The organism is Thermococcus argininiproducens (assembly GCF_023746595.1).
Taxonomy (GTDB): domain Archaea; phylum Methanobacteriota_B; class Thermococci; order Thermococcales; family Thermococcaceae; genus Thermococcus_A; species Thermococcus_A argininiproducens.
On record NZ_CP080572.1, the window covers coordinates 12,599 to 36,692 of the forward strand.

Sequence of the window (24,094 nt, forward strand, 5' to 3'; positions counted from 1 at the left end):
GATACATCCCCCACTTAGTACAATAAGGGAGGTTTAGAATATGGCAGATTATGGAATACTATCTCTTTTGCCACCATTGGTGGCCATAGGTCTAGCAATATTGACAAAAAGGGTACTATTTGCATTATTCTTCGGAGTATGGGTTGGTGGACTCTTAGTTGCAGGGGGAGACCCAATAGGGGCAACAACTCAAACACTTAAATGGATTGTTTTTAATATAGCCTCAGCATGGGAAGAAAACGGTCAACTGGTTACTGATCTCTGGAACACAAGGATATTGCTATTCGACGCATTGATTGGTGCAGGTGTAGCTTTAATCTACAAAGCAGGTGGAATGAATGCTATTGCAAAGGCCGTAACAAAGAAGATTAAAAGCAGTAAGGCCGCTTCTTTAATGGCAGCAATCTTCGGAACTATGATTTTCTTCGATGATTATACAAACACCATTATAGTTGGTAACACAATGAGACCAATAACAGATAGGGCGAGAGTATCAAGAGAATTTTTGGCGTATGCTGATGATTCCACAGCTGCCCCCGTAGCAGTTTTAGCCGTTGTTTCAACTTGGATAGGATATGAGCTTGGACTCTTGAAAAATGCAATAGCAAGTGTAGGAGAAAGCATAAGTGCCTATTCAGCATGGTTTGCAAGCTGGCCCTATAGATTCTACCCAATATTAGCAATAATCCTAGTTTACCTCGTAGCGATTACTCACAGACATTATGGACCCATGCTTAAAGCTGAATACAGAGCAAGAAGGGAAGGCAAGGTAATCAGAGATGGGGCCCAACCTATGATGACCACCGAAGTTGATGTTGGAATGCCCATAGAAGGCAAAGAAAATGTGTGGGTATTCATACTTCCCGTGCTAGCATTGGTGGCAATGACATTCCTTGGATTATGGGTCACTGGCGGAGGAAGTGCGGCTTACGCTGAAGGGGGCTTCCAAGCTGTTCTTTCAAATGCAGACTCAACTTGGGCCCTTGTATGGGGTTCATTTGCAATGGTTGTTGTCGCAATGGCCCTTGTTATTGGAATGAAAATCATGGATCTCAAAGAAGTTGAAGAAACTGTAGTTGCAGGTATGAAACAGATGCACTTTGCCATGATGATCCTCATCCTTGCCTGGAGTATTAAAAGTGCAAGTGATGCCGTAGGAACTGCAGATTATGTTGTAAGAGTAGCTTCAAATATCCTCTCACCCGGATTAGTCCCATTGGTAATTTTCATTGTTGCAGCCTTCATCTCATTTACTACCGGAACCTCATGGGGAACCTTCGCTATAATGATGCCAATAGCGGTACCTCTAGCTTATCAGCTGAGTGGAAGTTTTGGCCCAGTAGTTTATGCAAGCATAGCCTCAGTTTTTGCTGGTGGTGTCTTTGGAGACCACTGCTCACCAATAAGCGATACCACAATCATGAGCTCAATGTTCTCTGGTTGTGATCATATAGATCACGTCAGCACGCAAATTCCATACTCACTCACTGCAGCGGTTGTTGGAGCTTTGATGCTGCTATTGTTTGCTATAGGACTAACAAACGGCTGGTTATTACTAGCTATTGCAATACCTCTACTAATAGGGTTCCACTATCTCCTAAGTGAATGGTACGGCAAGAAAGTTGGTATTCCTCATGGAAAAGTACCATTGTATCTTGTAGAAGAAGATCTCAAAGGAAAAGGCGGCGCCATTCCCAAGGGAGCCGTTATAGGAGAGGAATGATCCCTCTATCTTTAAATTTTTTAGCTATAAAAAATATTATAGAAGAGGTTTATACAGTATCATTCACTCGCTAAAACCTCATCTATTGCTTTTTTAAGCTCTTTATACGCTTCTTCAAGTGACTCTGGAATAACTTTTGTATTGGTTAATACCGGCATGAAATTTGTATCCCCATTCCATCTTGGGACTACATGAAGATGAACGTGATCATCAATTCCGGCCCCAGCAACTCTTCCAAGATTCACTCCCATATTAAAACCATCAGGATTCATGGCTTTTTTCAATGCCTTTATTATAAGCTGGGATAGCTTCATAATTTCCAAAAGCTCCTCATCGGTGAGATCTTCCCACTTTCCAACATGTCTGTAAGGAGCTATCATGACATGACCTGGGTTATATGGATAATTGTTCATAATTATGAACGCGTTCTTTCCCTTGTAAAGGATCAATCTCTCTTCATCTTTGTTTTCCTTTGGAAAATCACAAAATATACAGCCATTGTGTTTAGGGGATCTTATGTACTCAATGCGCCATGGTGCCCATAGGAGTCTCATGTCCTCACCTCAATTGGGGAAAAGCTTGAGGATTAAAAAGGTTTCTCATAAACTTTTTATTTCATTTCAGATATTCACTGTAGGTGGTAGAAGATGAAAAGAAAGGGAATTCTTATCATTCTCGATGGACTTGGAGATAGGCCAGTGAAAGAACTCGAGGGGAAAACGCCTCTTGAATATGCAAAGACCCCAAATATGGACAAACTTGCAAAAATTGGAATTCTTGGACAACAAGACCCAATCGCCCCTGGACAACCTGCTGGGAGTGACACTGCACATCTTGCAATATTTGGTTATGATCCTTATCAAACATACAGAGGCAGAGGGTTTTTTGAGGCCTTAGGGGTAGGCCTAAACCTGGATGAAGATGACCTAGCATTTAGAGTCAACTTCGCAACAATTGAAGACAGAACAATAATAGACAGAAGAGCCGGAAGAATTAGTACAGAAGAGGCTCATGAACTAGCAAAGGCCATTCAAGAAAACGTGAAAATCAGCGCAGATTTTATCTTTGTCGGTGCAACTGGCCACAGGGCAGTTCTAGTGCTTAAAGGTATGGCCAAAGGTTACAGAGTAGGAGAAAACGACCCCCACGTAGAAGGAAAGCCTCCCTATAAGTTTGAGTATGAAGACGAGGAGAGTAAAAAAGTTGCTAAAATCTTAGAAGAATTTGTAGAGAAATCCCACAAAGTTCTCAAAGAACATCCAATAAACAAAAAAAGAAAAGAAGAAGGCAAACCCGTTGCTAACTACCTCCTAATAAGGGGAGCAGGAACCTATCCAAATATACCGATGAAATTTACAAAGCAATGGAAAGTCAAAGCAGCTGCCGTAGTTGCCACGGCGTTAGTTAAGGGTGTCGCAAGAGCCATAGGATTTGATGTTTATACTCCCGATGGTGCAACCGGTGAATATAATACCGATGCAATCGCCAAAGCCAAAAAGGTAGTAGAGCTTCTCAACGATTATGACTTTATATTCCTCCACTTCAAGCCAACAGATGCTGCGGGGCATGACAACAACCCAAAGAGAAAAATAGAAATGATAGAAATGGCCGATAAAATGATAGGATACATTATTAAAAATATCAACTTAGAAGAAACTATAATAGCTATTACAGGAGATCATTCAACACCATGTGAAGTCAAAAACCACAGTGCTGATCCAGTACCTCTCTTAATAGCAGGAGGCGGAGTTAGGACTGATTACACAGAAAGCTTTGGAGAACGAGAATGCATGCGCGGGGGAATAGGAAGAGTAAGAGGAAAATACATAGTGCCAATGATGATGGATTTAATGGGAAGGACAGAGAAATTTGGAGCTTAATTTTTTCATTTCTTATGTAAAGGCTTGCTGAGTTCTATTGTTTCAAACGAATCTCTTGCCAGATCAACAATGAGCAGTTTATTTGTTAAAAGATTTCCACAATTAGTTATGATTTTCACAACTTCAGCAGCCTCTATAGTACCCACAATTCCTGCAAGTGATCCAAAAATAGGCATTTTTTCATTATCCGTGTCCTTAACCCCTGAAAAAATATCTTCTAAACTCTGAGTTTCTTCGGGAATAATTGTGGTAACTTCACCATAAAGTCCGTTAACTCCTCCATGCACTAATGGGACTTTTGCTTTTTGACAATATCTATCTATGATATATCGGGTTTCAAAGTTGTCTACACAATCGACTACCACATCAACTTCTTTTAACACTTCAATCACATTCTCTTCTGACAATCTCTCATCAGAGGTTTCTACTTTTATGTGAGAATTAAAATGCTCAAGTTTTCGTTTAGCTAAATTAACTTTGGAGTCTTTTCCAACTTCCTCTTCCCAATAGAGAATTTGCCGATCTAAATTGCTCAATTCTGGCTTCTCACAGTCAATGAGCAGAAGAGTACCTACACCAGCTGCCGCTAAATAATAAGCCACAGGGCACCCCAATCCTCCAAGACCCACAATAGCTACTTTTGCAGATTTTAGTTTCTCCTGCGCTTCAACCCCTAATAATTTAATCTCCCTATCCTGCCTTTCAATTTCATGTTTTGTAAGCATTAGAGTCACCTCCCTAACTTATGCACTGATTACAAAGATATTACTTGATATATAGTAAAGATAATCTTGTTTTATATCAACTATTCGATGTTAGGAATCCATAATATATAAACTATTTCTTTTGCATTTTATCCATCTTATTTTTCTTTATAAAAATTGCCTTATTAAAGAAGAATACTCTCAAAGCGTTCTATAAGTCTTCTAAAAATCTTCTGATAGTTTCATACTCTACACTCATTTGATCAGTTACATCCCTAATCCCTCTACGCACATACCACGCTGGATGCTTTAGATATGTGGACTTAACACCCAGCTTCTTTAGAGCCTTATACGCAGTCCGCCCAATAGCAAAAATCCCTTTTGGTTTTACTATTTTAAGTTCTTTCTCTAAGAGAGATAGTTCTTTCTTACTAAAGCCTTTAAACTTATTTTCAGGAGGATTGCATTTCACAACGTTCGTTATGTACACAAAATCTGGATTCACTCCAAGAGAAAAGAGCACCTTTCGAAGAAGCATCCCCGAGGCATCCCTATAAAAACATATTCCTGTCAAACCACACCCCTTTCTCCCTGGTGCTTCACCTACTAAAACCACTTTTGATCCAACCCACCCGTTTGCAAAGGGGAGGCCATCAAAGCCCTTTATACTAACCTGATATTGGTAATACTCATCATGACAAAATTTCAAAGGATTATTAATGAATTCATTATAAAGGTTCACAAGTTGCAGGACTTTTTTCTCATCTTCTAGGGTTTTAACTAAAAATCTCTCATTGGGGTTGTATATTGTTCTTGAGTAAAGCCCATAAGTTTTTTCATCTAAAGCAAGTAAATCTCGCCAATCTCTCAGAACAAGAGGCATGACTTTAAAGTTCTTGGGATTTATATAAATCTCACCAATCTTTCTCAAACCTTCAAATCTTAGCAACATAAAAGATAAAACAATCAACGTGCTTATAATTTTGGTGGTCTTGATGGAAACGAAAAAGTGCCCTCTCTGCGGTGGGGACATGATAAAAGGAAAAAGTCCAACAGAAGGTTATGCCCTCTATTTTTGGAAAGCTCCTTGGAAAAAGGGATTTAGAGGGGCAATTAAGGGAACTGTGAAAGCATATCCCTGGCTTTGTCTTAATTGTGGCGCAATAATTCCATATGTAGGAGAGGATGAGCTTCAAAAAGTGAGAGAGGAATATGAAGAGGCCAGAATAAGTGGGATGATATAAAAGGTGGAAACCGCTTAAATATTCATCTTTTCATTCTTGCCTCCCAGCGCAGGAAAATAAACAAGAATATCATGAAAATTGTAACGTAATAACTCACGGTGAACGCTACAATCCCTATAAGGCCCAAGGTATATAAAACAGCTAAAATTATAACTATCGGGAGCAATAACCGATAAATCTTCTTTCTTTCCATGGTCCCACCTTTTGGAAATAATTGTTTGAGTTTTTAAAGATTCTGGGAAAATTAAGAAAAGAAAAATTAGCCAGCACTAGCTTCACAAACTAATGGTTGGCCCTGGAAATTAAACTCTTCTGGGTACAAAAACATTGCAATCTCTTCTAAGCCTTCTACTATTCTCGGACTTTGTCGTGCGATTATGTCGTCATTACTTAAAGTATAAACATTCCCATTTTTCACCGCGTCTGTATTGGCAAGAGCTCCTTGGCATAACTCATTTGCCGTTATACCAGCGCTTGGAGGAAGGATTATCACCTCAGGATTCCTAGCAATGACTTCCTCAATACTCACTTGGGCCCATCCCTGAACGTCACCAAAGATATTATCCCCACCTGCAAGAGCTAATAACTCGTTAATGAAGGTTCCATTGCCTGCTGTCATCAGAGGGTCTCCCCATACAATGTAAAACACCTTGGGTTTTCTCTTACCCTCTACTTTTTTCTGTATGTCTTCTATTTTATTTTTCATGTCAATAATCACTTCTTGAGCTTGCTCTGGCCTATTTGTAACATTTCCAAGAAGTTCAAGAGCATTATAGATTCCTTCTATACTCTGAGGCTCTATTATCAGCACAGGTGCTATTTTCTCCAATTGATCCAAATACCTGATGTGGTAAGAGAGAGCAATTATTAGGTCTGGATTTAAAGAGGCAATTACTTCAATGTTAGGATCCATATCTCCAACCACTGTTCGACCTTCTTGAACATTTTCTGGATAATTATCCCATTTTGTGATTCCAATAACTTTATCCAGCGCTCCAATAAAATAGAGAGTCTCTGTAATGCTTGGGGCAAGAGATACAATACGCTCTGGTTCGCTTTCTATTGTTACCTCTCTATTGGCAAAGTCCACAACTTTTAGAGGGTACCTTTCAATGGGAGTGGTTGTGGTTTGAGTTTCTTGTGAAGTGGTTTGCTCCTGAGTGGTTTGTGTCCCCGTACTAGGAGCTTGATTCACACATCCAGCAATGAACACTCCGAACACGAGCAACAGCGCTATAAACATGGTTTTCTTCATATTTCTCACCTTGGATATTTTGTCCATCTACAATAAAAAAAGAGAGTATATAAATTTATTGGATAATTTATCCAAATGGTTTCTCAGTAAGACCATTGTCATTTAAAAAATCCCAGAGATTAAGCACTGAAGTATCGCAAAACAAACCTATTAGACATCTAAGCTAAAAATAATGTAAGAAAAACAAACTAAAGTGTTGAAAGTACTTTGGTTGTAACATCATTCCCTTCTTTATCATAGATTCTGTAATAGCACTTGCATGGGAATTTCATGCTTGCCCTTTTCATGGCAGCAAGGGCAAATTTGAGGTGTTGTCTGTTAACTCTAACTGTAAGGATCTTTTGGTCCTTTTTCAGTCTTGCGGCAAGCCCAATTGGCTTTCCAAATGGTCTTCTCATACCATTTCCATAACGGTCGGCCTTTCTTCCAGTTGCCATTGGGTTCTCTCTGAGTATTTGGAATGGGTAAACTCTAATCTTATAGTGGAAGTTGCTTCTACCAACGTTCTTGCTAAGGAATCTGTTAAGTTGAGTTCTTGCAGCTTCAAGGGCATTTTGTCTAATCTGAACCGGTTCTGCTGTATGAAGGCTAACTTCAAACTCAAAGTCTCCAGCAGGATTTCCCATGTCAAATATGGTAATTCTCGGACCAGGAGCACCTCTAATGTACTCCCTTCTTGTGTAAGCAGGTTTGTCAACGTATCTGTCAATCTTAGCTGGTCTCAAAGCCATATATCTCACCTCCCAAATGAGCGTAATCTAAAGGTAAGCACTTTCCTCAACTTATAAAAGTTTTGGATTCTTGACTTGAAAGCTTTTTGGTGCTTGTTATATAAAGGTTTTTATATTCGTGAAGTATCATACAATTGGGTGGTATTATGCAATTTGAGGACGCTTATAAGGAAGTATATGAAATAGTAAAACCAAAGTACAAGCTTTTTACTGCTGGTCCAGTTGCATGTTTTCCAGAGGTTCTTGAAATAATGAAAGTCCAAATGTTCAGCCACAGGGCCAAAGAATATAAGCAAATGCACGTAGATACCGTTGAAAGACTTAAAAAATTCCTCGAAGTTGAAAAAGGTGAAGTTCTCTTATTCCCAAGCTCCGGAACTGGAGTTATGGAAGCAAGCATAAGAAACGGTATTAGTAAAAAGGGGAAAGTTCTCGTCACAATCATAGGTGCCTTTGGAAAAAGATATAAACAGGTTGTTGAGAGTAATGGAAGAACAGCCATAACTTTAGAATACGAACCTGGAAAGGCCGTTAAGCCTGAAGACCTCGATGAAATTCTTAAGAAAAATCCAGATGTTGAAGCTGTCACTATAACTTACAACGAAACATCTACTGGTGTTCTCAACCCATTGCCAGAACTTGCCAAAGTCGCCAAAGAGCACGATAAGCTTGTTTTTGTTGATGCTGTAAGTGCCATGGGTGGTGCAGACATTAAATTCACTAAGTGGGGAATAGATGTTGTTTTTGGAAGCTCTCAAAAGGCTTTTGGAGTTCCACCAGGTTTAGCAATCGGAGCATTCAGTGAACGTTTCATAGAGATAGCAAACAAAGCTGAGGAGAAGGGTTGGTACTTTGATGTTCCAAGATATATAAAAGTCCAAAACGAAAAACAGGGACCACCATCAACACCAGCAATGCCTCAAGAGTTTGGGCTCAATGTTGTCCTGAGAATAATCGAGAAAATGGGCGGGAAAGAAAAATGGCTTGCTATGTATAAAAAGAGAAGCGAAATGATAAGGAACGGAGTAAAAGATATTGGTCTAGAGATCCTTGCAGAACCAGGATATGAAAGTCCCACAATAACAGCTGTACTTACGCCAGAAGGTATCAAAGGAGATCAAGTTTACAACGCAATGCGTGAGAGAGGCTTTGAGTTAGCAAAAGGTTACGGCGAGGGAATCAAAGAGAAGACCTTTAGAATCGGCAACATGGGTTACATGACCTCTGAGGACATTCAAGAAATGCTCAAAAACTTAAAAGAAGTGATAGATGAATTAAAAGCAAAAATTTAGACCGTCTTTTCCAATTCTATTCTTCCCTCTTTTTGGACAATCCTGTAGATTGTGTTCACCCTTCTGAGACCACTTTTTATGTCCCTATAAAGCTCAATGAGTAGCTCAAACCTGGCAAGAGTGTTATCATCAATTCTAAGCCAGTGCTTTATTTCATCTAGAAGATCCCTAGAAAGAACGAGAGATGAAATTATGAAAGGGTAATCATCAATAATCTTATCTAAGAGATAAGGGATATCTATCGTGTGAAGTGTGTCTATAATGACATAATCAGGATTAAGCTCCTTAATTTTCTTGATTATATCTTTGGTTCTCTGTTTAGTGCTTTTTTCATTAAATTCTGTGTCAATTACATGAATATTCTCCTTAAAGGGCTTAAATTCACCATAAGCTGTGACCACTGCAATCTTCCATTCATCAGGGATTAGATGTATCATGGCTTCAATAAGTTTTGTTTTACCAGCCCTGCTTGTTCCAACCACCAGTATGTCCTCTTTTTTTAGTATTACCTCTTTAATCACTTCTAGTTGGTCCTTGGTTACAGTCCCATATCTCAAAAGGTCATCTGGAGTGAAAATATAGACGCCCATTTTTGTCACCACAATATATTTGATTCTTAATGTTATTAACTATATGGTGGTTGTAAGTTCATATGTGGAGGGGATGAAATGAATATCCGAAAGCTCCTTCTCGGAGCTGGTCTAGTTGTTATCCTCTATGGGTTATTCTTCTCAAGAGCGATTATCCTTGAAACAAATAGTGAAAACTCTCCAATGTTGACGGAACAAAACTTCAAACAATGTTCAGTGAAAATTAAAGTAAGAGAGCTGACCTCCTCTCCGCCGTGAAGGGCGAGGGCTCCTCTCGGGAGTCATAACCCTCACCCTTCAAGGCTTTCATTGGTTTGCGGGCCCATCACTTACTCGGGTTACCCCTTTCGGTTCAGCCCGCAGGCCGGGTCTTCGGCCCGTTACCCCTACCGCAAAGCGGTTCGGGGTTATCGTTTTAGAGGCCACTTTTGGAGGTTTCAACCACCTCAGCGGTGGTATTATAAAGGACGCCTTACGGCGTCTTCCCTCCGAGGGCGGAGGGACACGATGAAACCCTCACTAATGGTTGCCCTTGGAGCAGCCTCTCCGAGGCCCATATTACGCTAATAAGTTTAAAAAAGTTTCGGTAGTTTAAAGGTTTTCTTGGGCAGTTCACCATATCCTACTCTAAAGAACGAGACTTTCACGAGGGCAAATCCCCCGGGAGAGGAAAAAAGAGGGCTATGCGTTTACCTTTTGAAAGCCTCGCCCCTTTAGGGCGGGGATGCAGAAATTTTAAAGCAAGCTTTTGAGCTGGAAAGCGTTACTTTTTTAAAGCCTAAGAATCATACTACAAGTTGATATGAAGAGGACGATAACAGTTAAACTCCACCCTTCAAAAGAGCAAGAGAAAGCACTCTTCGAATTAGCTGATCTTGGAGCTAAAGTTTGGAATGAAGTGAACTACTTGAGAAGGCAACAATTCTTTAACCATGAAATTGTGGATTTTAACAAGACTGAGAAAATAGTTTATGAAAAATACAAGCGTGAAATCGGCTCTGCAACAGTCCAACAAGTTTGCAGAAAAAATGCTGAAGCCTGGCGGGATTTCTTCTCGCAAATCAGAATGAAGAAGAGTAAGGAACTCCCCAAGTGGTTAAAACCAAAACCTCCAGGCTATAAAAAAGAGGGAAAACCACTCATAATCCTCAGGAACACTCAATATAGAATTGAGGGGAATAAATTAATCCTCAAGGGCCTTGGAAAATTCAAAAGGCTTGAAGTTCAATTCAAGGGTAGAATTCACTTGAGGGGCAAGCAAGGGAGGTTAGAATTAATTTATAATCCCGTTAAACGCAAGTGGTACGCTCACGTCACCATTTCAAAGGTTGAGGAAAAGTTAACTAAGAATGGCTGGATTAAACTTCCAAGAAAACCGTTAGGCAATTTAACTGCTGGCATTGATTTGGGCGTGAATAACTTAATGGCTGTTTACGTTGAAAGCGGGGAAAGTTTTCTGGTGAATGGTCATCCCCTGAAGAGCATTGCTTTCTACTGGCAAAAGCGGATTGCCGATTACCAGTCAAAACTCAATAAGAGCGGAGCAAAGAAGAGTAGAAAACTTAGAAGAATGCATGAAAAAGCAAAACTCCAAGCGAGACACTACATCAACACTATAGTAAGACAAACCGTGAAAAAACTCTATCATCTTGGAGTTTCACGAATTGTGGTTGGTTATCCAAAGGGAATCACTCGAAATTCTGAGAAGGGTAGAAAGCAGAATTTCATTCTTTCCCACGTTTGGAGGTTCAATACTGTTATTAAACGCTTGAGTGAAGTCGCTGAAGAGTACGATATTAGTGTTGTGGTTGTTGATGAGGCTTTTACTTCACAAACTTGCCCCTTCTGCGGGAAGCCCCATGAAGGGGCCCGCCTTGTTCGTGGTTTGTTTAAGTGTCCCGCGGGAGGGCTTGTAATGAATGCTGACTTGGTTGGAGCCTTCAACATTTTAAAGAAGATTGTTAGAACGATAACCCCGAGCCTGCCGGGTTTAACGGCGGGTAGGGGTAATTGGGGGAAGACCCTCCCAGAGGGGTCGAAGACCCACTTTATGCTGGGTTTGAATGAAACCCCTCAAACCTCCCCACCTTAAAAAACGGGGAGGAGGTCAGAGAGTATACTCCTTGCTTTGAGTGTCCACTCTTCGGTACACACGGGCTTTAAATATTCAAAACATATTTTCAAATTAGGCTAGGTGAGCAAATATGAAAAAACAAGCCTTAACCTTCCCCATTATTGTCTTTATCCTATTCTTTGGGTTATTTTTCATATCAATGAAGCCAAAGAATGGCCCTGAACTGGATTCATATGTCAATCCCACCTCTAAAGGAAACCTCTCCCTATCCATATCCATTTCTCCAAAGGTTCTGACTCCCAATGAGAGCTTTAACATAACAGTTATGTTGAAAAATATTGGAAACACAGAGGTTAGAGTGCTTGCTCCCATGCGATGGATAAGCCTACACATTGAAATTTACTTCGAAAACGGAACCCGGATCAAGTATACAGGCCCAAGACCTTCACTTCTACCTCCCTCAAATGAAAATCTCGAGATTCTTCAACCAAGGGAGGAAAGCCCGAACAAAATGGAATGGAGGACTGGTATCTTCCATGGGAAGGCAAATATAAAGTTGTAGTCACATACGACCCAGATCTAGAATACTCCAAGATAACACTCTCCTACTGGAAAGAAAAACGTTAAAAGTAGACGATTGGTTTGAAGTTGATTTCCACCAGTTTTCAACCTATTGGATAAAATTCCACTTGAAAATCTTATAGTTAATTTTTTAAACCCTATTCTTCATCCCCACATGAGCTCATGAGGCTCTCTCAAAAAATGCGGGTTTCCCGCATGAGAGAGCCGAGGTTTAGAGAAAGCTTTAAAAACCCACCCTAATGAATAGACTTAGGTATAACTTTGGAGGTGTGTTAAGATGGCAAAAGAGAAGCCACACGTTAATGTAGTGTTTATCGGACACGTAGACCACGGAAAGAGTACAACAATCGGAAGATTGCTCTTCGACACAGCCAACATTCCAGAGCAAATCATCAAGAAGTTCGAGGAAATGGGTGAAAAGGGTAAGTCATTCAAGTTCGCTTGGGTTATGGACAGACTAAAAGAGGAGAGAGAAAGAGGTATTACAATCGACGTTGCTCACACCAAGTTCGAGACTCCACACAGATACATTACCATTATCGACGCTCCAGGCCACAGAGATTTCGTTAAGAACATGATCACTGGTGCAAGCCAAGCTGATACCGCAATCCTTGTTGTTGCCGCTACCGATGGTGTCATGCCACAAACCAAGGAGCACGCTTTCCTTGCGAGAACTCTTGGTATCAGCAACATCATCGTTGCGATCAACAAGATGGATATGGTCAAATACGATGAGAAGAAGTTCAAGGAGGTTGCCGAGCAAGTCAAGAAGCTTCTAATGATGCTCGGTTACAAGAACTTCCCAATCATCCCAATCAGCGCTTGGGAGGGCGACAACGTAGTCAAGAAGAGCGAAAATACACCCTGGTACAAGGGACCAACACTCATCGAGGCCCTTGACCAAGTTCCAGAGCCAGAGAAACCAATCGACAAGCCACTTAGAATCCCAATCCAAGACGTTTACTCAATTAAGGGTGTTGGTACAGTTCCAGTTGGTAGAGTTGAGACTGGAAAACTCAAAGTCGGTGACGTTGTTATCTTCGAGCCAGCATCAACAATCTTCCACAAGCCAATACAAGGTGAAGTTAAGAGCATTGAAATGCACCATGAGTCAATGCCAGAAGCTCTTCCAGGTGACAACATTGGTTTCAACGTCAGAGGTGTCGGTAAGAACGACATAAAGAGAGGTGACGTTGCAGGCCACTCAAACAACCCACCAACAGTTGTCAGGCCAAAAGACACATTCAAGGCCCAAATCATCGTCCTCAACCACCCAACAGCAATCACAATCGGTTACACACCAGTTCTCCACGCCCACACAACACAGGTTGCAGTTAGATTCGAGCAACTCCTTGCTAAGCTCGACCCAAGAACAGGTAACATCGTAGAAGAGAACCCACAATTCATCAAGACCGGTGACTCAGCTATCGTTCTCCTCAGACCAACTAAGCCAATGGTAATTGAGCCAGTTAAGGAGTTACCACAACTCGGTAGATTCGCTATCAGAGATATGGGTCAAACAGTTGCAGCTGGTATGGTTATATCCATCCAGAAGGGCGAGTGAAGCCCTTCTCTAGCCTTTTCCTTTAACATTATTAATTTTATCATTAGAGCTTATAGAGGTGACAAAAATGCAAAAGGCAAGAATTAAACTGGCGAGCACAAACATAAGTGCTCTTAATGAGGTTACAGATCAAATCAAGCAAATTGCAGAGAGAACTGGTGTTAGAATGAGCGGACCAATACCATTGCCAACAAAGAGAATAAGAATCACCACAAGAAAGAGCCCAGACGGCGAGGGAAGTGCAACTTTTGATAGGTTTGAGCTTAGGGTCCACAAGAGACTTATTGACATTGAAGCTGACGAGAGAGCTATGAGGCAAATTATGAGAATTCGTGTTCCTGAGGATGTTACTATTGAAATTGAGCTCGTCTCATGATTCTCATTATTTTTAGCGCCGGGGTAGCCTAGCCTGGGAAGGCGCGGGCCTGGAGAGTCCGTGGGCGTTAAGCCCGCCAGGGTTCAAATCCCTGCCCCGGCGCCAACACTCTTATAAGTCCTCTTTTCTCATCCACCTTGGTGAAGTGTCATGGAAGACTACCTCAAGCTTATTCCAAAGAGACTAGATAAAATTGAGCTGAGAAAAATTGATAATAAATATTACCTTTTAATCCCTATGAGTTCTCGATTGGATTTTCTCGCAAGAAAGCTCCACGGAGAATATAGACGACTCGAACTTGATGAAGTGGGAGCTTTTGTATGGGAACTATGCGATGGAACAAGAACAATAGAACAAATTGGAAAGAAAGTCAAAGAAAAGTTTGGTGAAAACGCTGAACCATTATATGAGCGTCTTGTAACGTTCATTCTTGAATTGTACAAGAGAAACCTTATTCTCTTAGGTGGATGGGATGAACGAGGAGGTTGAAGGCACTCTTTTAGCTTTTATAGGAATGTTTCTATATGGAATAGAACCTGTAGTTATAAAAGCAAATCCAGCGAACCCTATGAGTTTTGCAGCGTTTTCTGCCATTATTGCCTCTTTTATTCTTTGGCCAATTGTTTTTTCAACCTCAAGCTGGAAAGATGTTAAAGAAAATCCACAATACATACCCAAAGCTGTCCTTGTAGGAATATTTGGAACTGCCTTAGCATACATAGCATATTCCTACGGAGCCCAGCTTAGTACTGCAATAAATGCCTCACTAATAACAAGAGCCGAAGTCCTTTTTTCCTTTGTGCTCGCTTATATCTTATTACGAGAAAGAATAACAAGAAAACAGATCCTTTGGTCTGTTTTGATCCTTTTAGGACTCGTCTTAGTGATAACTCAAGGTAAACCTGTTGTTCCTAAAAAAGGAGATTTACTTCTTCTGCTAGTCCCGTTATTTTGGCAAAGTGGACATGTGATAGCAAAGAAGCTTCCTTACAATCCATTTCTCATAGCAGCTTTTCGAAATACCTTTGGAGGAATTTTACTTTTCATACTCGCCCTCCCCCAAGGCCTCGAATTCTCAAAATTTGCAATAGCCGAAGCTATCATACTTTCCATGGGGCAAGTAATATGGTATCTATCAATAAAACGTATAAACCTCTCAAAAGCCACCGCAATAATTACTCCTGCCCCAGCCGTGGCAATTGGAGTATCCTTAATCCTAGGAGAAAAGTTCACAACCTACCATATGGTTGGCTTCATTCTAATAACTGTAGGAACTCTCATGGTAAGCAAAATAAAAAGTGAACTAAAAGAGTCTACTTAAAAGATCCTCTTCATTTTTTGGAACCCTTAATCTAACATACGAGTTATCCAATGGCTTGAATGCTGATCCTGGAACTGTCAATACCTTTCTTTCCAAAAAATAATGGTAAATATCTCCCTTTCCACTAACAAGCATTATTGGAGTTTGTGGATGGGTTTCAGCTATTTGAAACACCTTTCTGAGGGTGTGGATTATCTTCTGTTTTATAGTTGCTATTTGCCTTCTGCTATTTTCCAAGAAATTTTGATCTTTAAGTGCTTCGACTGCTAATACCTCACCAATTGCACTTATTGGAAAAGGAAGATCCACCTTTTCATAAAGCTTCCCAAGCTCTTTATTCTTTATAACTGCATATCCTACTCTCATTGAAGCCAAGCCAAAGCCCTTAGAAAACGAACGCAAGACAATTAGATTATCCGAGCTTAAGTTTATGGCTGATTCTTTCTTTTCAACAAAATCCCCATAGGCCTCATCTATCAACACCAAGACACCTTTTCGACTAGCTTCCTCCACGATCTCCTCCACTTCTTTGAGTTTTAACACTTGGCCAGTGGGATTGTGTGGATTATCGAGATAAAGCAGAACATGATCCTCAGTTATTGAGTGAATAAGCTCATCTAAATCAATTCTAAAATTATTTTCCTTTTTCAAAAACACTGGAGTATAAATTCCTCCCATGGCAACTACATCACTGACATATCTAGTGTATTGAGGAGAAACTCCAAGAACTTTAGATCCATTTTTTATTACAAACTTGTTTACCTTTTCAAAACACCCCATGGAACCGTATCCAAAGAAAATACTTCCCTTTTCAATACCCCAATACTCAGATAGAGCATTTCTAAGTTCAGTATACTTAACATCAGGATATTTAGAAATGTTTATCTCAATAGTTTTTAGCTTTCTTTTTACTATTTCTGGAGTCCCAAATGGATTTGTCCCAAGGGAGCAGTCAAGTATATCGTCTTTATGTAGGAGTTTATCAGCATAACCCCTTGGAAGTTCAATATCAAAAAGTTCCCTTCGGATTTTATCTCTCCACTTCACACTGATCACTCTTCCAATTCATCCTCTAGCAATTTTTCCATTACCCTTCGCTTTTTCTTTTCGAAATCCTCCTTATCCAAGAACTCCCAGTAATACTTTCCACTTGGAAATCTCCCTTCTTTTACTTCTTCTCTATAATTTTCCAATGCTAATTGGATTATGCTCCTTAGATCAGCATATTTCTTAACAAACGGGGGTGCATGTTCATATACCCCTAGTAAATCATGCCAAACCAAAACTTGGCCATCACAATGAGGACCAGATCCTATTCCAATAGTTGGTATATTGACTTCCTCTGTAACAAGTTTGGCCACATCAGAGAGCACAAACTCCAAAACAACTGCAAATGCTCCAGCTTTTTCCAAAGCCTTTGCATCTTTAATAATTTCTTCAATTTCTTCTTCTGTCTCCCCAGTTATGTGATACCCTCCCAAACGAAGGTATCTTTGTGGTGTAAGTCCAGTATGGCCCATAACAGGTATTCCAGCTCTAACAAGTCTCTTAACGAGTTTTCTATGATCGTAACCCCCTTCAATTTTCACTGCGTCTGCTCCTGCTTGAATCAATCGGGCCGCATTTTTCATACCTTCTTCAATACTCACTTCATAACTCATAAATGGCATATCAGCCAGAACTAAGCCCCGTTTAACAGCTTTGGCTACAGCCCTAGTGTGATAAAGCATCTGGTCCATAGTGACATTTAAGGTATTTTCATCTCCATAAACCACCATTCCAAGAGAATCTCCTACAAAAATAATGTCAATTCCAGCTTTGTCCGCTATGAGTGCAGAAGGATAGTCATATGCTGTAACCATTACTATCTTCTCTTTCCCTTTCATTTCCATAATCTTTTTCACTGTTATTTGTCTCATGATGCTCTCCCCTAAACCCTAATAAACTTGGGGAAATATTAACCTATCGGGTGAGAGATATGAAAAAGTGGGAACATTATGAACATACTGCAGACATTGGAATAAGAGGTTATGGGGATACTCTAGAAGAAGCCTTTGAAGCAGTTGCCATAGCCCTTTTTGACGTTATGGTAGATGTGAGAAAAGTTGAGAAAAAAGAAGCGAGGCACATCGAAGCTGAAGGGGAAGATTTACAGTCACTCTTATATGATTTCCTTGAAAGACTTCTAATCATCCACGAGGTAGAAGGTCTGGTTTTTAGAGACTTTGACGTAAAAATCGAAAAGAGTAAAGAAGGATATAAGTTAAAAGCAGTAGTCTATGGAGAGCCTTTAAGTGAGAAACATGAACCAAAGGAAGAAGTTAAAGCAATAACTTATCATGAAATGGAAATAAAACAGCTTGAAGATGGTAAATGGATGGCCCAGCTTGTCCCAGATATTTGAGCTGCCAGCCCCCAAGAGAGGTGAAAGGATGGAAGAAGTATTGAAAATAAATAGACCATTCTACGAGAGATATTCCCAACTTGATGAGAGGGAAGAATTCTGGAATCTCTTGCTTACTCCTTTAAGACAAAGCATACGAATAAACACTTTAAAAGCACCATTAGATTACATCAAAGCTAGATTAGAGGAAAGATACGAACTTGAGCCAATCCCTTGGGTAAAAGAAGGATTCTTCATAAATACTCAAGAGTTTGGAAATATGATGGAGTATTCATTAGGACTTGTATTTCCTCAAGAAGCATCATCCATGATACCCCCTGTAGTCTTAGATCCCAAACCTGGAGAACTCGTGCTTGATATGGCCGCTGCTCCTGGCGCAAAGACAACTCAATTAGCCCAGCTTATGAAGAACGATGGTTGTATAATAGCCAACGACATGAAAAAATGGCGTGTTAATGTGCTGATAGCTAATCTAAATCGTTTTGGCGTACTGAACACAAGAGTTACTGTTAAAGATGGAGTGTACTTTAAGCGTTTTGAAAATACTTTTGATAAAGTACTTTTAGATGCCCCTTGTTCAAGTGTAGGTATGATACGAAAAAGTTTCAAGTTCCTGAATGATTGGAGCATGAGAAAAGTGATCATGTACTCCAATATTCAAAAGAAGCTTATATTGGCCGCTTATAAAGCTTTAAAGCCTGGTGGGATACTTGTGTACTCCACATGCACAGTGGATCCCTTTGAGAATGAAGAAATAGTAGATTACCTTCTTCGTAAAACGGATGCAAAGCTCGAAAGAATAGATCTCCCCTTGAAATCTACCCCACCAGTTTTGGAATTCGGAGGAAAGAAATACTCTGAGGAGGTGAAAAAGTGCCTGAGGCTACATCCACAAGACAACAACACAGAGGCGTTTTTTGTGGCAAAGATAAGGAAGCCATGAATAAAAAAGTAAAAAAGAGGCTCATAGAACAGTATGGATATGCACCAGATCTAGTTTTTGAAGTTAAGCCAAATAGAAGGGTTTACGCTTACAAACCCTGCTCATTTAACCCTAGGGCATATACTGAAAAAGGCATTTACTTTGGGAAAATTGAGAGTGATGGAATAAGACTAACCATAGAGGGAGCATTTCTTGTGGGACCCAAGGCCAAAAAGAACATCATTGAGGTAAGTAAAGAGGAAGCAAAGCTCTGGTTAGCTGGTATGGATCTGAAGATTAACAAAGAGCTAAATGGTTGGATAATATTAAAATGGGGTGAATACTATCTCGGATGTGGAAAAGCAAAAGGAGGCACTATTAAAAATTATGTGCCTAAAGAGCGGAGAATTAATCTCAAATAGCACAATCTTTTAAAGTTTTGGGAGTTAGTTAATAGTGAGGTGAGGAGGATGGAGATACCCTTGAAAAGGGTTGACAAAATTAGATGGGAGATCCCAAAATTTGATAGAAGGATGAGAGTTCCTGGACGAATTTATGCTGATGATACCCTAATCCAAAAGATGCGCCAAGATAAAACCCTTCTGCAGGCCACCAACGTAGCCATGCTTCCCGGAATCTATAAGTATTCCATCGTAATGCCCGATGGTCACCAAGGTTATGGTTTTCCAATCGGCGGCGTAGCGGCTTTTGACGTGAAAGAAGGCGTTATAAGCCCCGGAGGCGTGGGTTATGATTTGAACTGCGGCGTCAGACTCATTAGAACGAATTTAAGAGAGAAAGAGGTCAGACCAAAGATTAAACAGATCATTGATACTCTCTTCAAAAATGTCCCAAGCGGTCTTGGAAGCAAGGGAAGGGTCAGACTTCACTGGACACAGTTGGATGATGTTCTTGTAGATGGTGCAAAGTGGGCAGTAGACAATGGGTATGGATGGAAAGAAGATCTAGAGCATTTAGAAGAAAACGGAAGGATGGATGGAGCAAATCCAAATGCCGTTAGTCAAAAAGCAAAGCAAAGGGGAGCCCCACAATTAGGATCTCTAGGATCAGGGAACCACTTCTTAGAGGTGCAAGTTGTAGACAAGATCTTCGATGAAGAAATAGCCAAAGTTTACGGCCTGTTTGAAGGCCAAATCGTGGTTATGGTTCACACAGGTTCAAGAGGACTTGGACACCAAATAGCCAGTGACTATTTGAGGATTATGGAGAAAGCCAGTAGGAAATACAATGTCCCATGGCCAGATAGAGAGCTAGTTAGTGTCCCATTCCAGACTGAAGAGGGACAAAGATACTTCTCAGCTATGAAAGCAGGTGCTAACTTCGCTTGGGCCAACAGGCAAATGATAACTCATTGGGTAAGGGAAAGCTTTGAAGAAGTATTCAAACAAAAAGCAGAGGATTTAGGGATGCACATAGTTTACGATGTGGCCCACAACATAGCAAAGGTAGAAGAGCACGAGGTTAATGGAAAGAGAGTTAAAGTTGTGGTTCACAGAAAAGGTGCCACAAGAGCTTTTCCACCTGGACACGAGGCCGTGCCAAAAGCCTATCGTGACGTGGGGCAGCCAGTTTTAATCCCCGGCTCAATGGGCACAGCAAGCTATGTGTTAGCCGGATCAGAGGGTTCAATGAAAGAGACCTTCGGAAGCACGTGCCACGGTGCGGGAAGAGTTTTAAGCAGACATGCTGCAACGAGACAATTTAGAGGAGATAGGCTTAGAAACGAGCTCATGCAGAGGGGAATATACATCAGAGCAGCAAGCATGAGGGTTGTAGCTGAAGAGGCCCCAGGGGCCTACAAGAATGTTGATAATGTGGTTAGAGTTGTCCATGAAGCAGGTATAGCTAACCTTGTAGCGAAAATGCGGCCCATTGGAGTTGCAAAGGGTTGAAATTTTTGAGCTTTTTCGCTTTTCTTTTCTATGTGAACTGCCCCCTTATGAGGGGACTTTGTGAGAGTTCATTTGGCGTCCCGTTGCCGGTAGCCTCACTCTCACCGGCCGGTTCACGCGACCACTACCGGCTATCTCTCCAACGAGGGAATCGCCAGCTACTTTTCAAATTGTCGAACCATTCATTACTACTAGCAAGAGTATTTAAATTTTTCGGTGCTCACTTTTTAGAGTGTTTACATCCACTCCCTCCCGGAAGGAGTCTCCCCCTGATTAGAAAAATGAAGGGAATATTAAATAGAGAGTTTTCTGTAGTGAGAAGGCAAAGAACGAAGTCGTGAGATTTGAAGGACTTAGAAAAGAAGTTAGCTTAAATCACTTGTCATAAATCTCATGTACGCTATTGTAAATGGCAACAGCAACTCTACTAGAAGTACTGCAAGACTGTTAAATCCTATTGAAAGTGATTCTCCTAGTGGTAAATAGTTCTGAACCACTTCATCTCCTGCAAAAGCACTTATTATAAGCTGTCCATAGTGATGGGTCGGATTTAACATGAATAGCCTGTTTTCCCACAATTCTTTCCTATTCTTCCATTCTTTCATTGCAGGACATGGATTGAAAGGAGCTTCATAAACAGGCTGCTCTTTTTCTACCCTATAAACTGAGGGAGGACAATGGGGTTCTTCCCCTACAATTTTCTCAGCCACAACATTAACAATAGTAGGGTATATTAAAGTCAGGAATATTGCTAGAGCTATTGCCAATAACATTGCAGTTTCAGGTTTTTTCAGAAGTGTTGATAGCATAATTCCAATGCTCAAAAATGTCATCATGTAGATTAGGGTAAAGATTGCCGCTATTAGAGCCCTTAGAATAGAAGTGATATCGAGAGGTATTCCAAGCAATAAAAGGTAAGCCATTGAAAAGATGTACCCTGTCATGATTATCAAGAACAATGCCATGCCATTTCCAATAAATTTTCCATTTATTACCTGATCCTTATAAATTGGATGGCTCATCAAAACTTTCGCCGTCCCCTCTTCAATTTCTTTATTTATTGCATCGGCTCCGAGAGCTATTCCTATTATTGCTCCAAATACAAGGAGTGCCATTAGATTTCCGGTTATGGAAATTGATATGGGAGTTTCAGCTATAGCACCTTCTGCTCCAGACAGCGGGAAGGAAGTGTAGCCTACGGTTATCTGTCCCGCTCGAGTTATGAGCTCATCTTTAATCGAGTAATTGAAGAAAAATGTAATGAAAAGGTAGAAAGCAAGCAGACTTATGAACCTCTTGCTCCTTATAGATGAGTAGAACTCCTTGAAGGCTATATTTAGCTCCTTCATTTTATCCCTACCCCCTCCCCACACGGCGCATCATTAGTATAACTGCTACAAATGCTACCACCAAGATTATTATTCCAAGATAAACTGAACTTGAGCTCTGTCTCACTCTGGCAGTAAGTTGAATTTGTGATTCTGTCTGATCAGATTTGACTTCTATATTTATTCTATATTCCCCAGCTGGCGTTGTTTTTGATGGTCTTATGCGAAGGTTTATTGCTTCAACAGCCTTCTCCTCTATTTTAGCCAGCTTTTGAGGTTCTACCTCAACGTCCCATCCCTGTGGAGCGTCTACTTCAATGTTAACATTGGTTACAGTGTTTCCAAAATTTCTGAGCGTTATAGGAATGATCTTCTCTTCAGCAGGCTGTAATGACACGAGATAGTTTGAAGCTTCGAGATGAAGTTCATACCTCCCCATAACTTCTACTTCAAATTGTTTTTCTATTTCGTTTCCAGAAGTGCTTTTTATCTTTAATGTAGCATTATAGATCCCAGGCTTTGCGTTAAACGACGGGATTATTCTTAAATAGGTGCTCTTACTCTCTTCGCTACCCACTTTTATACTTTTAATCTCCAGGTTACTTTGCATATCCCTAAGGAAATTCACGGCCCAATCAGAGGGGAGACCTTCGATGCTTAAAGCATATTCATCATCCTCTTTACCGAGATTATCAATTCTAATCTCATAAACTGGCTGAAAGTCGAAACCCGTCGTTAAATGATTGCTTTCCATTTCCACAACAAAGTAATATGAAAGTCTCGTTAACGTAATTGTTTTGCCTTTTTCTTCTCCATCCTCAAGGCTTATCTTTTCTTCTTTGGTTTCATACCCTTCTTTACTCACAACTATTGTGTAATTCCCTTTTGGAAGCGCTCTTTCCAAAATGCCATTTGCATTTGCAATGTAAGTTTCATTTCCAATCTGCACTTTAGCTTTTGATACGGGCTTTCCTTCTTCATCTACTATAGTAAGGATCAGTTTTGCGGGCTCTCCTTTATGTGTTTTGTAGATAAGGACACTTACATTTTTTTCTATTCCATTAACGGAAAAGGTTATTTTGTGCTCACCTAACTCGGCGTTTTTTGGGCTTTTCACAACAAGGTTAACAACTTCGCTCCCATCTAAAAGAAATGATCTGACTCTCTGGCCATTTAAGGAGAAATACGCATCCCATTCTGGGGACAGCCCTCTTATTTGAAGTTCGACCACTTTTTCATCAGTATAGGATGTAAACTGTATTGGAAAGATTATTTTCTCACCCGCCTCTGCCTCTATTGACAAAAGGGGTAATTTGAGACCTATCCCCCCACTAGGCGCTTCAGTTACATTCAAGTTTATCCTTCCTATTTTCTCTCCAATGGCGAATGCAGTGGTGTACATCCCTCTTGCCGTTTCCGGGATGTTTATCAAGAGATTAACCGTTACAGAACCTCCAGGGGTAAGGATAAGCCCATTGATTCTATAATTGCTATTCTCATCAAAGAAACCAACTTCCCAGTCTGCTGGCTTTGAAAGTATCCTTAAACTAAGCTCTAAACTGTCAGTCCCCCCATTGACAATGGTGATGGGAAGCTGGACTTTATTTCCTGCATCTATATTCAAACTCGTGAATGGATAATAAATCTCATAATTCTCTTCTTTTTTGTGTCTTACTTGAACATTAGCAGAATAGATATCCAAGATGCCATTATTATATACAAGAATGAGTTTGTCATACACTCTCGAAGAGTTATTCTTTATGGTGAGATCAGCCCCATTTATCTTTAAAGACACCATCTCTTCACTAGAGTTGACTATCAAAACCGAGTATCCGTCAATATCGAAAACAGCCCTCTCTTGGGGTTCTATTCTCTCAAGAAAGCTTGGTTTGTATTGGAGAACTATGAAAATGCCATTCTCATTAAAACTCCCGCTTATTATCCTTATGTTATCAATTTCAAGAGTTCCATTAAGTTCCACCACACTCCTAATCTTCTCTTCTTTGTAAATTATGGCATAGGAGTCTAGAGTGTACTTTTCTTGGGTTATTGTGATCTGATAATTTCCTACAATCAGCCGCTCTCCGACTTGGAGTCTCCCTTCAAATACCGTTATCCACGGTAAAGAAGCTGTTACTGGAGAGATAGAGGCCAATAAAAATAGGGTAAGAACAAAAGTAAGCTTTTTCAT

General features: G+C 40.4%; 26 protein-coding genes and 1 tRNA gene. 16 read left to right on the forward strand and 11 right to left on the reverse strand.

What is annotated here, in order from left to right; genetic code table 11:
• The first annotated feature begins 40 nt into the window (after nt 1-40).
• Complete coding sequence (locus tag K1720_RS00055) at nt 41-1,723, forward strand: Na+/H+ antiporter NhaC family protein (RefSeq protein ID WP_251949189.1); 1,683 nt, start codon at nt 41-43, stop codon at nt 1,721-1,723.
• A gap of 59 nt (nt 1,724-1,782) precedes the next feature.
• On the opposite strand, the gene K1720_RS00060 is transcribed toward K1720_RS00055, so the two are convergent.
• Entirely contained in the window at nt 1,783-2,277 is a 495-nt protein-coding gene (locus K1720_RS00060) for an HIT family protein (protein ID WP_251949190.1), read from the reverse strand.
• 93 nt (nt 2,278-2,370) lie between these two features.
• Between K1720_RS00060 and K1720_RS00065 the strand changes: the two genes are divergently transcribed.
• Complete coding sequence (locus K1720_RS00065; protein ID WP_251949191.1) at nt 2,371-3,603, forward strand: 2,3-bisphosphoglycerate-independent phosphoglycerate mutase; 1,233 nt, start codon at nt 2,371-2,373, stop codon at nt 3,601-3,603.
• Nucleotides 3,604-3,608: 5 nt separating this feature from the next.
• On the opposite strand, the gene K1720_RS00070 is transcribed toward K1720_RS00065, so the two are convergent.
• Both K1720_RS00070 and K1720_RS00075 read right to left on the reverse strand, forming a co-directional pair.
• The gene (locus tag K1720_RS00070) at nt 3,609-4,328 is read right to left on the reverse strand and encodes a ThiF family adenylyltransferase (protein WP_251949192.1); all 720 of its coding nucleotides are present in this window, start codon (nt 4,326-4,328) and stop codon (nt 3,609-3,611) included.
• A 190-nt stretch (nt 4,329-4,518) separates the two neighbouring features.
• Nucleotides 4,519-5,259 (reverse strand): uracil-DNA glycosylase family protein, encoded by a 741-nt coding sequence (locus tag K1720_RS00075; RefSeq protein WP_251949193.1) that lies wholly within the window; start codon nt 5,257-5,259, stop codon nt 4,519-4,521.
• Nucleotides 5,260-5,302: 43 nt separating this feature from the next.
• On the opposite strand from K1720_RS00075, the gene K1720_RS00080 reads away from it, so the two are divergent.
• Nucleotides 5,303-5,551, forward strand: a complete 249-nt coding sequence (locus tag K1720_RS00080; RefSeq protein ID WP_251949194.1) for a hypothetical protein — start codon at nt 5,303-5,305, stop codon at nt 5,549-5,551.
• A gap of 22 nt (nt 5,552-5,573) precedes the next feature.
• Here K1720_RS00080 and K1720_RS00085 read toward each other — a convergent pair whose 3' ends face one another.
• The 3 genes from K1720_RS00085 to K1720_RS00095 all read right to left on the reverse strand — a co-directional run bounded on the left by K1720_RS00085 (nt 5,574) and on the right by K1720_RS00095 (nt 7,537).
• The gene (locus K1720_RS00085) at nt 5,574-5,744 is read right to left on the reverse strand and encodes a hypothetical protein (protein ID WP_251949195.1); all 171 of its coding nucleotides are present in this window, start codon (nt 5,742-5,744) and stop codon (nt 5,574-5,576) included.
• A 66-nt stretch (nt 5,745-5,810) separates the two neighbouring features.
• Nucleotides 5,811-6,806 (reverse strand): ABC transporter substrate-binding protein, encoded by a 996-nt coding sequence (locus K1720_RS00090; protein ID WP_251949196.1) that lies wholly within the window; start codon nt 6,804-6,806, stop codon nt 5,811-5,813.
• A gap of 188 nt (nt 6,807-6,994) precedes the next feature.
• Nucleotides 6,995-7,537, reverse strand: a complete 543-nt coding sequence (locus K1720_RS00095) for a 50S ribosomal protein L16 (protein ID WP_055283684.1) — start codon at nt 7,535-7,537, stop codon at nt 6,995-6,997.
• A gap of 146 nt (nt 7,538-7,683) precedes the next feature.
• Between K1720_RS00095 and K1720_RS00100 the strand changes: the two genes are divergently transcribed.
• Nucleotides 7,684-8,829, forward strand: a complete 1,146-nt coding sequence (locus K1720_RS00100; protein WP_251949197.1) for an alanine--glyoxylate aminotransferase family protein — start codon at nt 7,684-7,686, stop codon at nt 8,827-8,829.
• Here K1720_RS00100 and K1720_RS00105 read toward each other — a convergent pair.
• Nucleotides 8,826-9,419 carry an ATPase gene (locus K1720_RS00105; RefSeq protein ID WP_251949198.1) on the reverse strand — a complete coding sequence of 198 codons (594 nt, stop codon included), beginning with the start codon at nt 9,417-9,419 and terminating at the stop codon, nt 8,826-8,828. The genes K1720_RS00100 and K1720_RS00105 overlap by 4 nt on opposite strands.
• Before the next feature lie 78 nt (nt 9,420-9,497).
• On the opposite strand from K1720_RS00105, the gene K1720_RS00110 reads away from it, so the two are divergent.
• The 8 genes from K1720_RS00110 to K1720_RS00145 all read left to right on the forward strand — a co-directional run bounded on the left by K1720_RS00110 (nt 9,498) and on the right by K1720_RS00145 (nt 15,336).
• A complete protein-coding gene (locus tag K1720_RS00110; RefSeq protein ID WP_251949199.1) occupies nt 9,498-9,677 on the forward strand; it encodes a hypothetical protein in 180 nt (59 codons plus the stop codon).
• Between the two features lie 544 nt (nt 9,678-10,221).
• Nucleotides 10,222-11,511: an RNA-guided endonuclease InsQ/TnpB family protein gene (locus K1720_RS00115; protein ID WP_251949200.1), complete on the forward strand. Its 1,290-nt coding sequence runs from the start codon at nt 10,222-10,224 to the stop codon at nt 11,509-11,511.
• A 112-nt stretch (nt 11,512-11,623) separates the two neighbouring features.
• On the forward strand, nt 11,624-12,055 hold the full coding sequence (locus K1720_RS00120; protein ID WP_251949201.1) for a hypothetical protein: 432 nt from the start codon (nt 11,624-11,626) through the stop codon (nt 12,053-12,055).
• 297 nt (nt 12,056-12,352) lie between these two features.
• On the forward strand, nt 12,353-13,639 hold the full coding sequence (tuf, locus tag K1720_RS00125; protein WP_251949202.1) for a translation elongation factor EF-1 subunit alpha: 1,287 nt from the start codon (nt 12,353-12,355) through the stop codon (nt 13,637-13,639).
• Between the two features lie 67 nt (nt 13,640-13,706).
• On the forward strand, nt 13,707-14,015 hold the full coding sequence (gene rpsJ / locus K1720_RS00130; protein WP_055283697.1) for a 30S ribosomal protein S10: 309 nt from the start codon (nt 13,707-13,709) through the stop codon (nt 14,013-14,015).
• A 17-nt stretch (nt 14,016-14,032) separates the two neighbouring features.
• Nucleotides 14,033-14,120: transfer RNA gene (locus tag K1720_RS00135), tRNA-Ser, on the forward strand.
• A 45-nt stretch (nt 14,121-14,165) separates the two neighbouring features.
• On the forward strand, nt 14,166-14,504 hold the full coding sequence (locus K1720_RS00140; protein ID WP_251949203.1) for a PqqD family protein: 339 nt from the start codon (nt 14,166-14,168) through the stop codon (nt 14,502-14,504).
• Nucleotides 14,488-15,336 (forward strand): DMT family transporter, encoded by an 849-nt coding sequence (locus K1720_RS00145; RefSeq protein ID WP_251949204.1) that lies wholly within the window; start codon nt 14,488-14,490, stop codon nt 15,334-15,336. Before K1720_RS00140 ends, K1720_RS00145 begins: the two co-directional genes overlap by 17 nt.
• Here the strand turns inward: K1720_RS00145 and K1720_RS00150 are convergent.
• The gene (locus K1720_RS00150) at nt 15,319-16,383 is read right to left on the reverse strand and encodes a pyridoxal phosphate-dependent aminotransferase (protein ID WP_251949205.1); all 1,065 of its coding nucleotides are present in this window, start codon (nt 16,381-16,383) and stop codon (nt 15,319-15,321) included. The two genes, K1720_RS00145 and K1720_RS00150, sit on opposite strands and share 18 nt — an antisense overlap.
• Nucleotides 16,384-16,388: 5 nt before the next feature.
• A complete protein-coding gene (panB, locus tag K1720_RS00155; RefSeq protein ID WP_251949206.1) occupies nt 16,389-17,255 on the reverse strand; it encodes a 3-methyl-2-oxobutanoate hydroxymethyltransferase in 867 nt (288 codons plus the stop codon).
• A gap of 59 nt (nt 17,256-17,314) precedes the next feature.
• Here panB and K1720_RS00160 point away from each other — a divergent pair, with 59 nt between their 5' ends.
• The 4 genes from K1720_RS00160 (at nt 17,315) to K1720_RS00175 (ending at nt 20,575) form a co-directional block, all read left to right on the forward strand.
• Nucleotides 17,315-17,740: an archease gene (locus K1720_RS00160; RefSeq protein ID WP_251949207.1), complete on the forward strand. Its 426-nt coding sequence runs from the start codon at nt 17,315-17,317 to the stop codon at nt 17,738-17,740.
• A gap of 28 nt (nt 17,741-17,768) precedes the next feature.
• Nucleotides 17,769-18,683, forward strand: a complete 915-nt coding sequence (locus K1720_RS00165; RefSeq protein WP_251949208.1) for a tRNA (cytosine(49)-C(5))-methyltransferase — start codon at nt 17,769-17,771, stop codon at nt 18,681-18,683.
• Nucleotides 18,680-19,084 carry a methyltransferase RsmF C-terminal domain-like protein gene (locus K1720_RS00170; RefSeq protein ID WP_251950771.1) on the forward strand — a complete coding sequence of 135 codons (405 nt, stop codon included), beginning with the start codon at nt 18,680-18,682 and terminating at the stop codon, nt 19,082-19,084. Before K1720_RS00165 ends, K1720_RS00170 begins: the two co-directional genes overlap by 4 nt.
• Before the next feature lie 159 nt (nt 19,085-19,243).
• A complete protein-coding gene (locus K1720_RS00175; protein WP_423837331.1) occupies nt 19,244-20,575 on the forward strand; it encodes an RtcB family protein in 1,332 nt (443 codons plus the stop codon).
• Nucleotides 20,576-20,940: 365 nt separating this feature from the next.
• Here K1720_RS00175 and K1720_RS00180 read toward each other — a convergent pair whose 3' ends face one another.
• Together K1720_RS00180 and K1720_RS00185 are read right to left on the reverse strand one after the other, a co-directional pair.
• Nucleotides 20,941-21,924 (reverse strand): ABC transporter permease, encoded by a 984-nt coding sequence (locus tag K1720_RS00180; RefSeq protein ID WP_251949210.1) that lies wholly within the window; start codon nt 21,922-21,924, stop codon nt 20,941-20,943.
• 7 nt (nt 21,925-21,931) lie between these two features.
• A complete protein-coding gene (locus tag K1720_RS00185; RefSeq protein WP_251949211.1) occupies nt 21,932-24,094 on the reverse strand; it encodes a COG1470 family protein in 2,163 nt (720 codons plus the stop codon).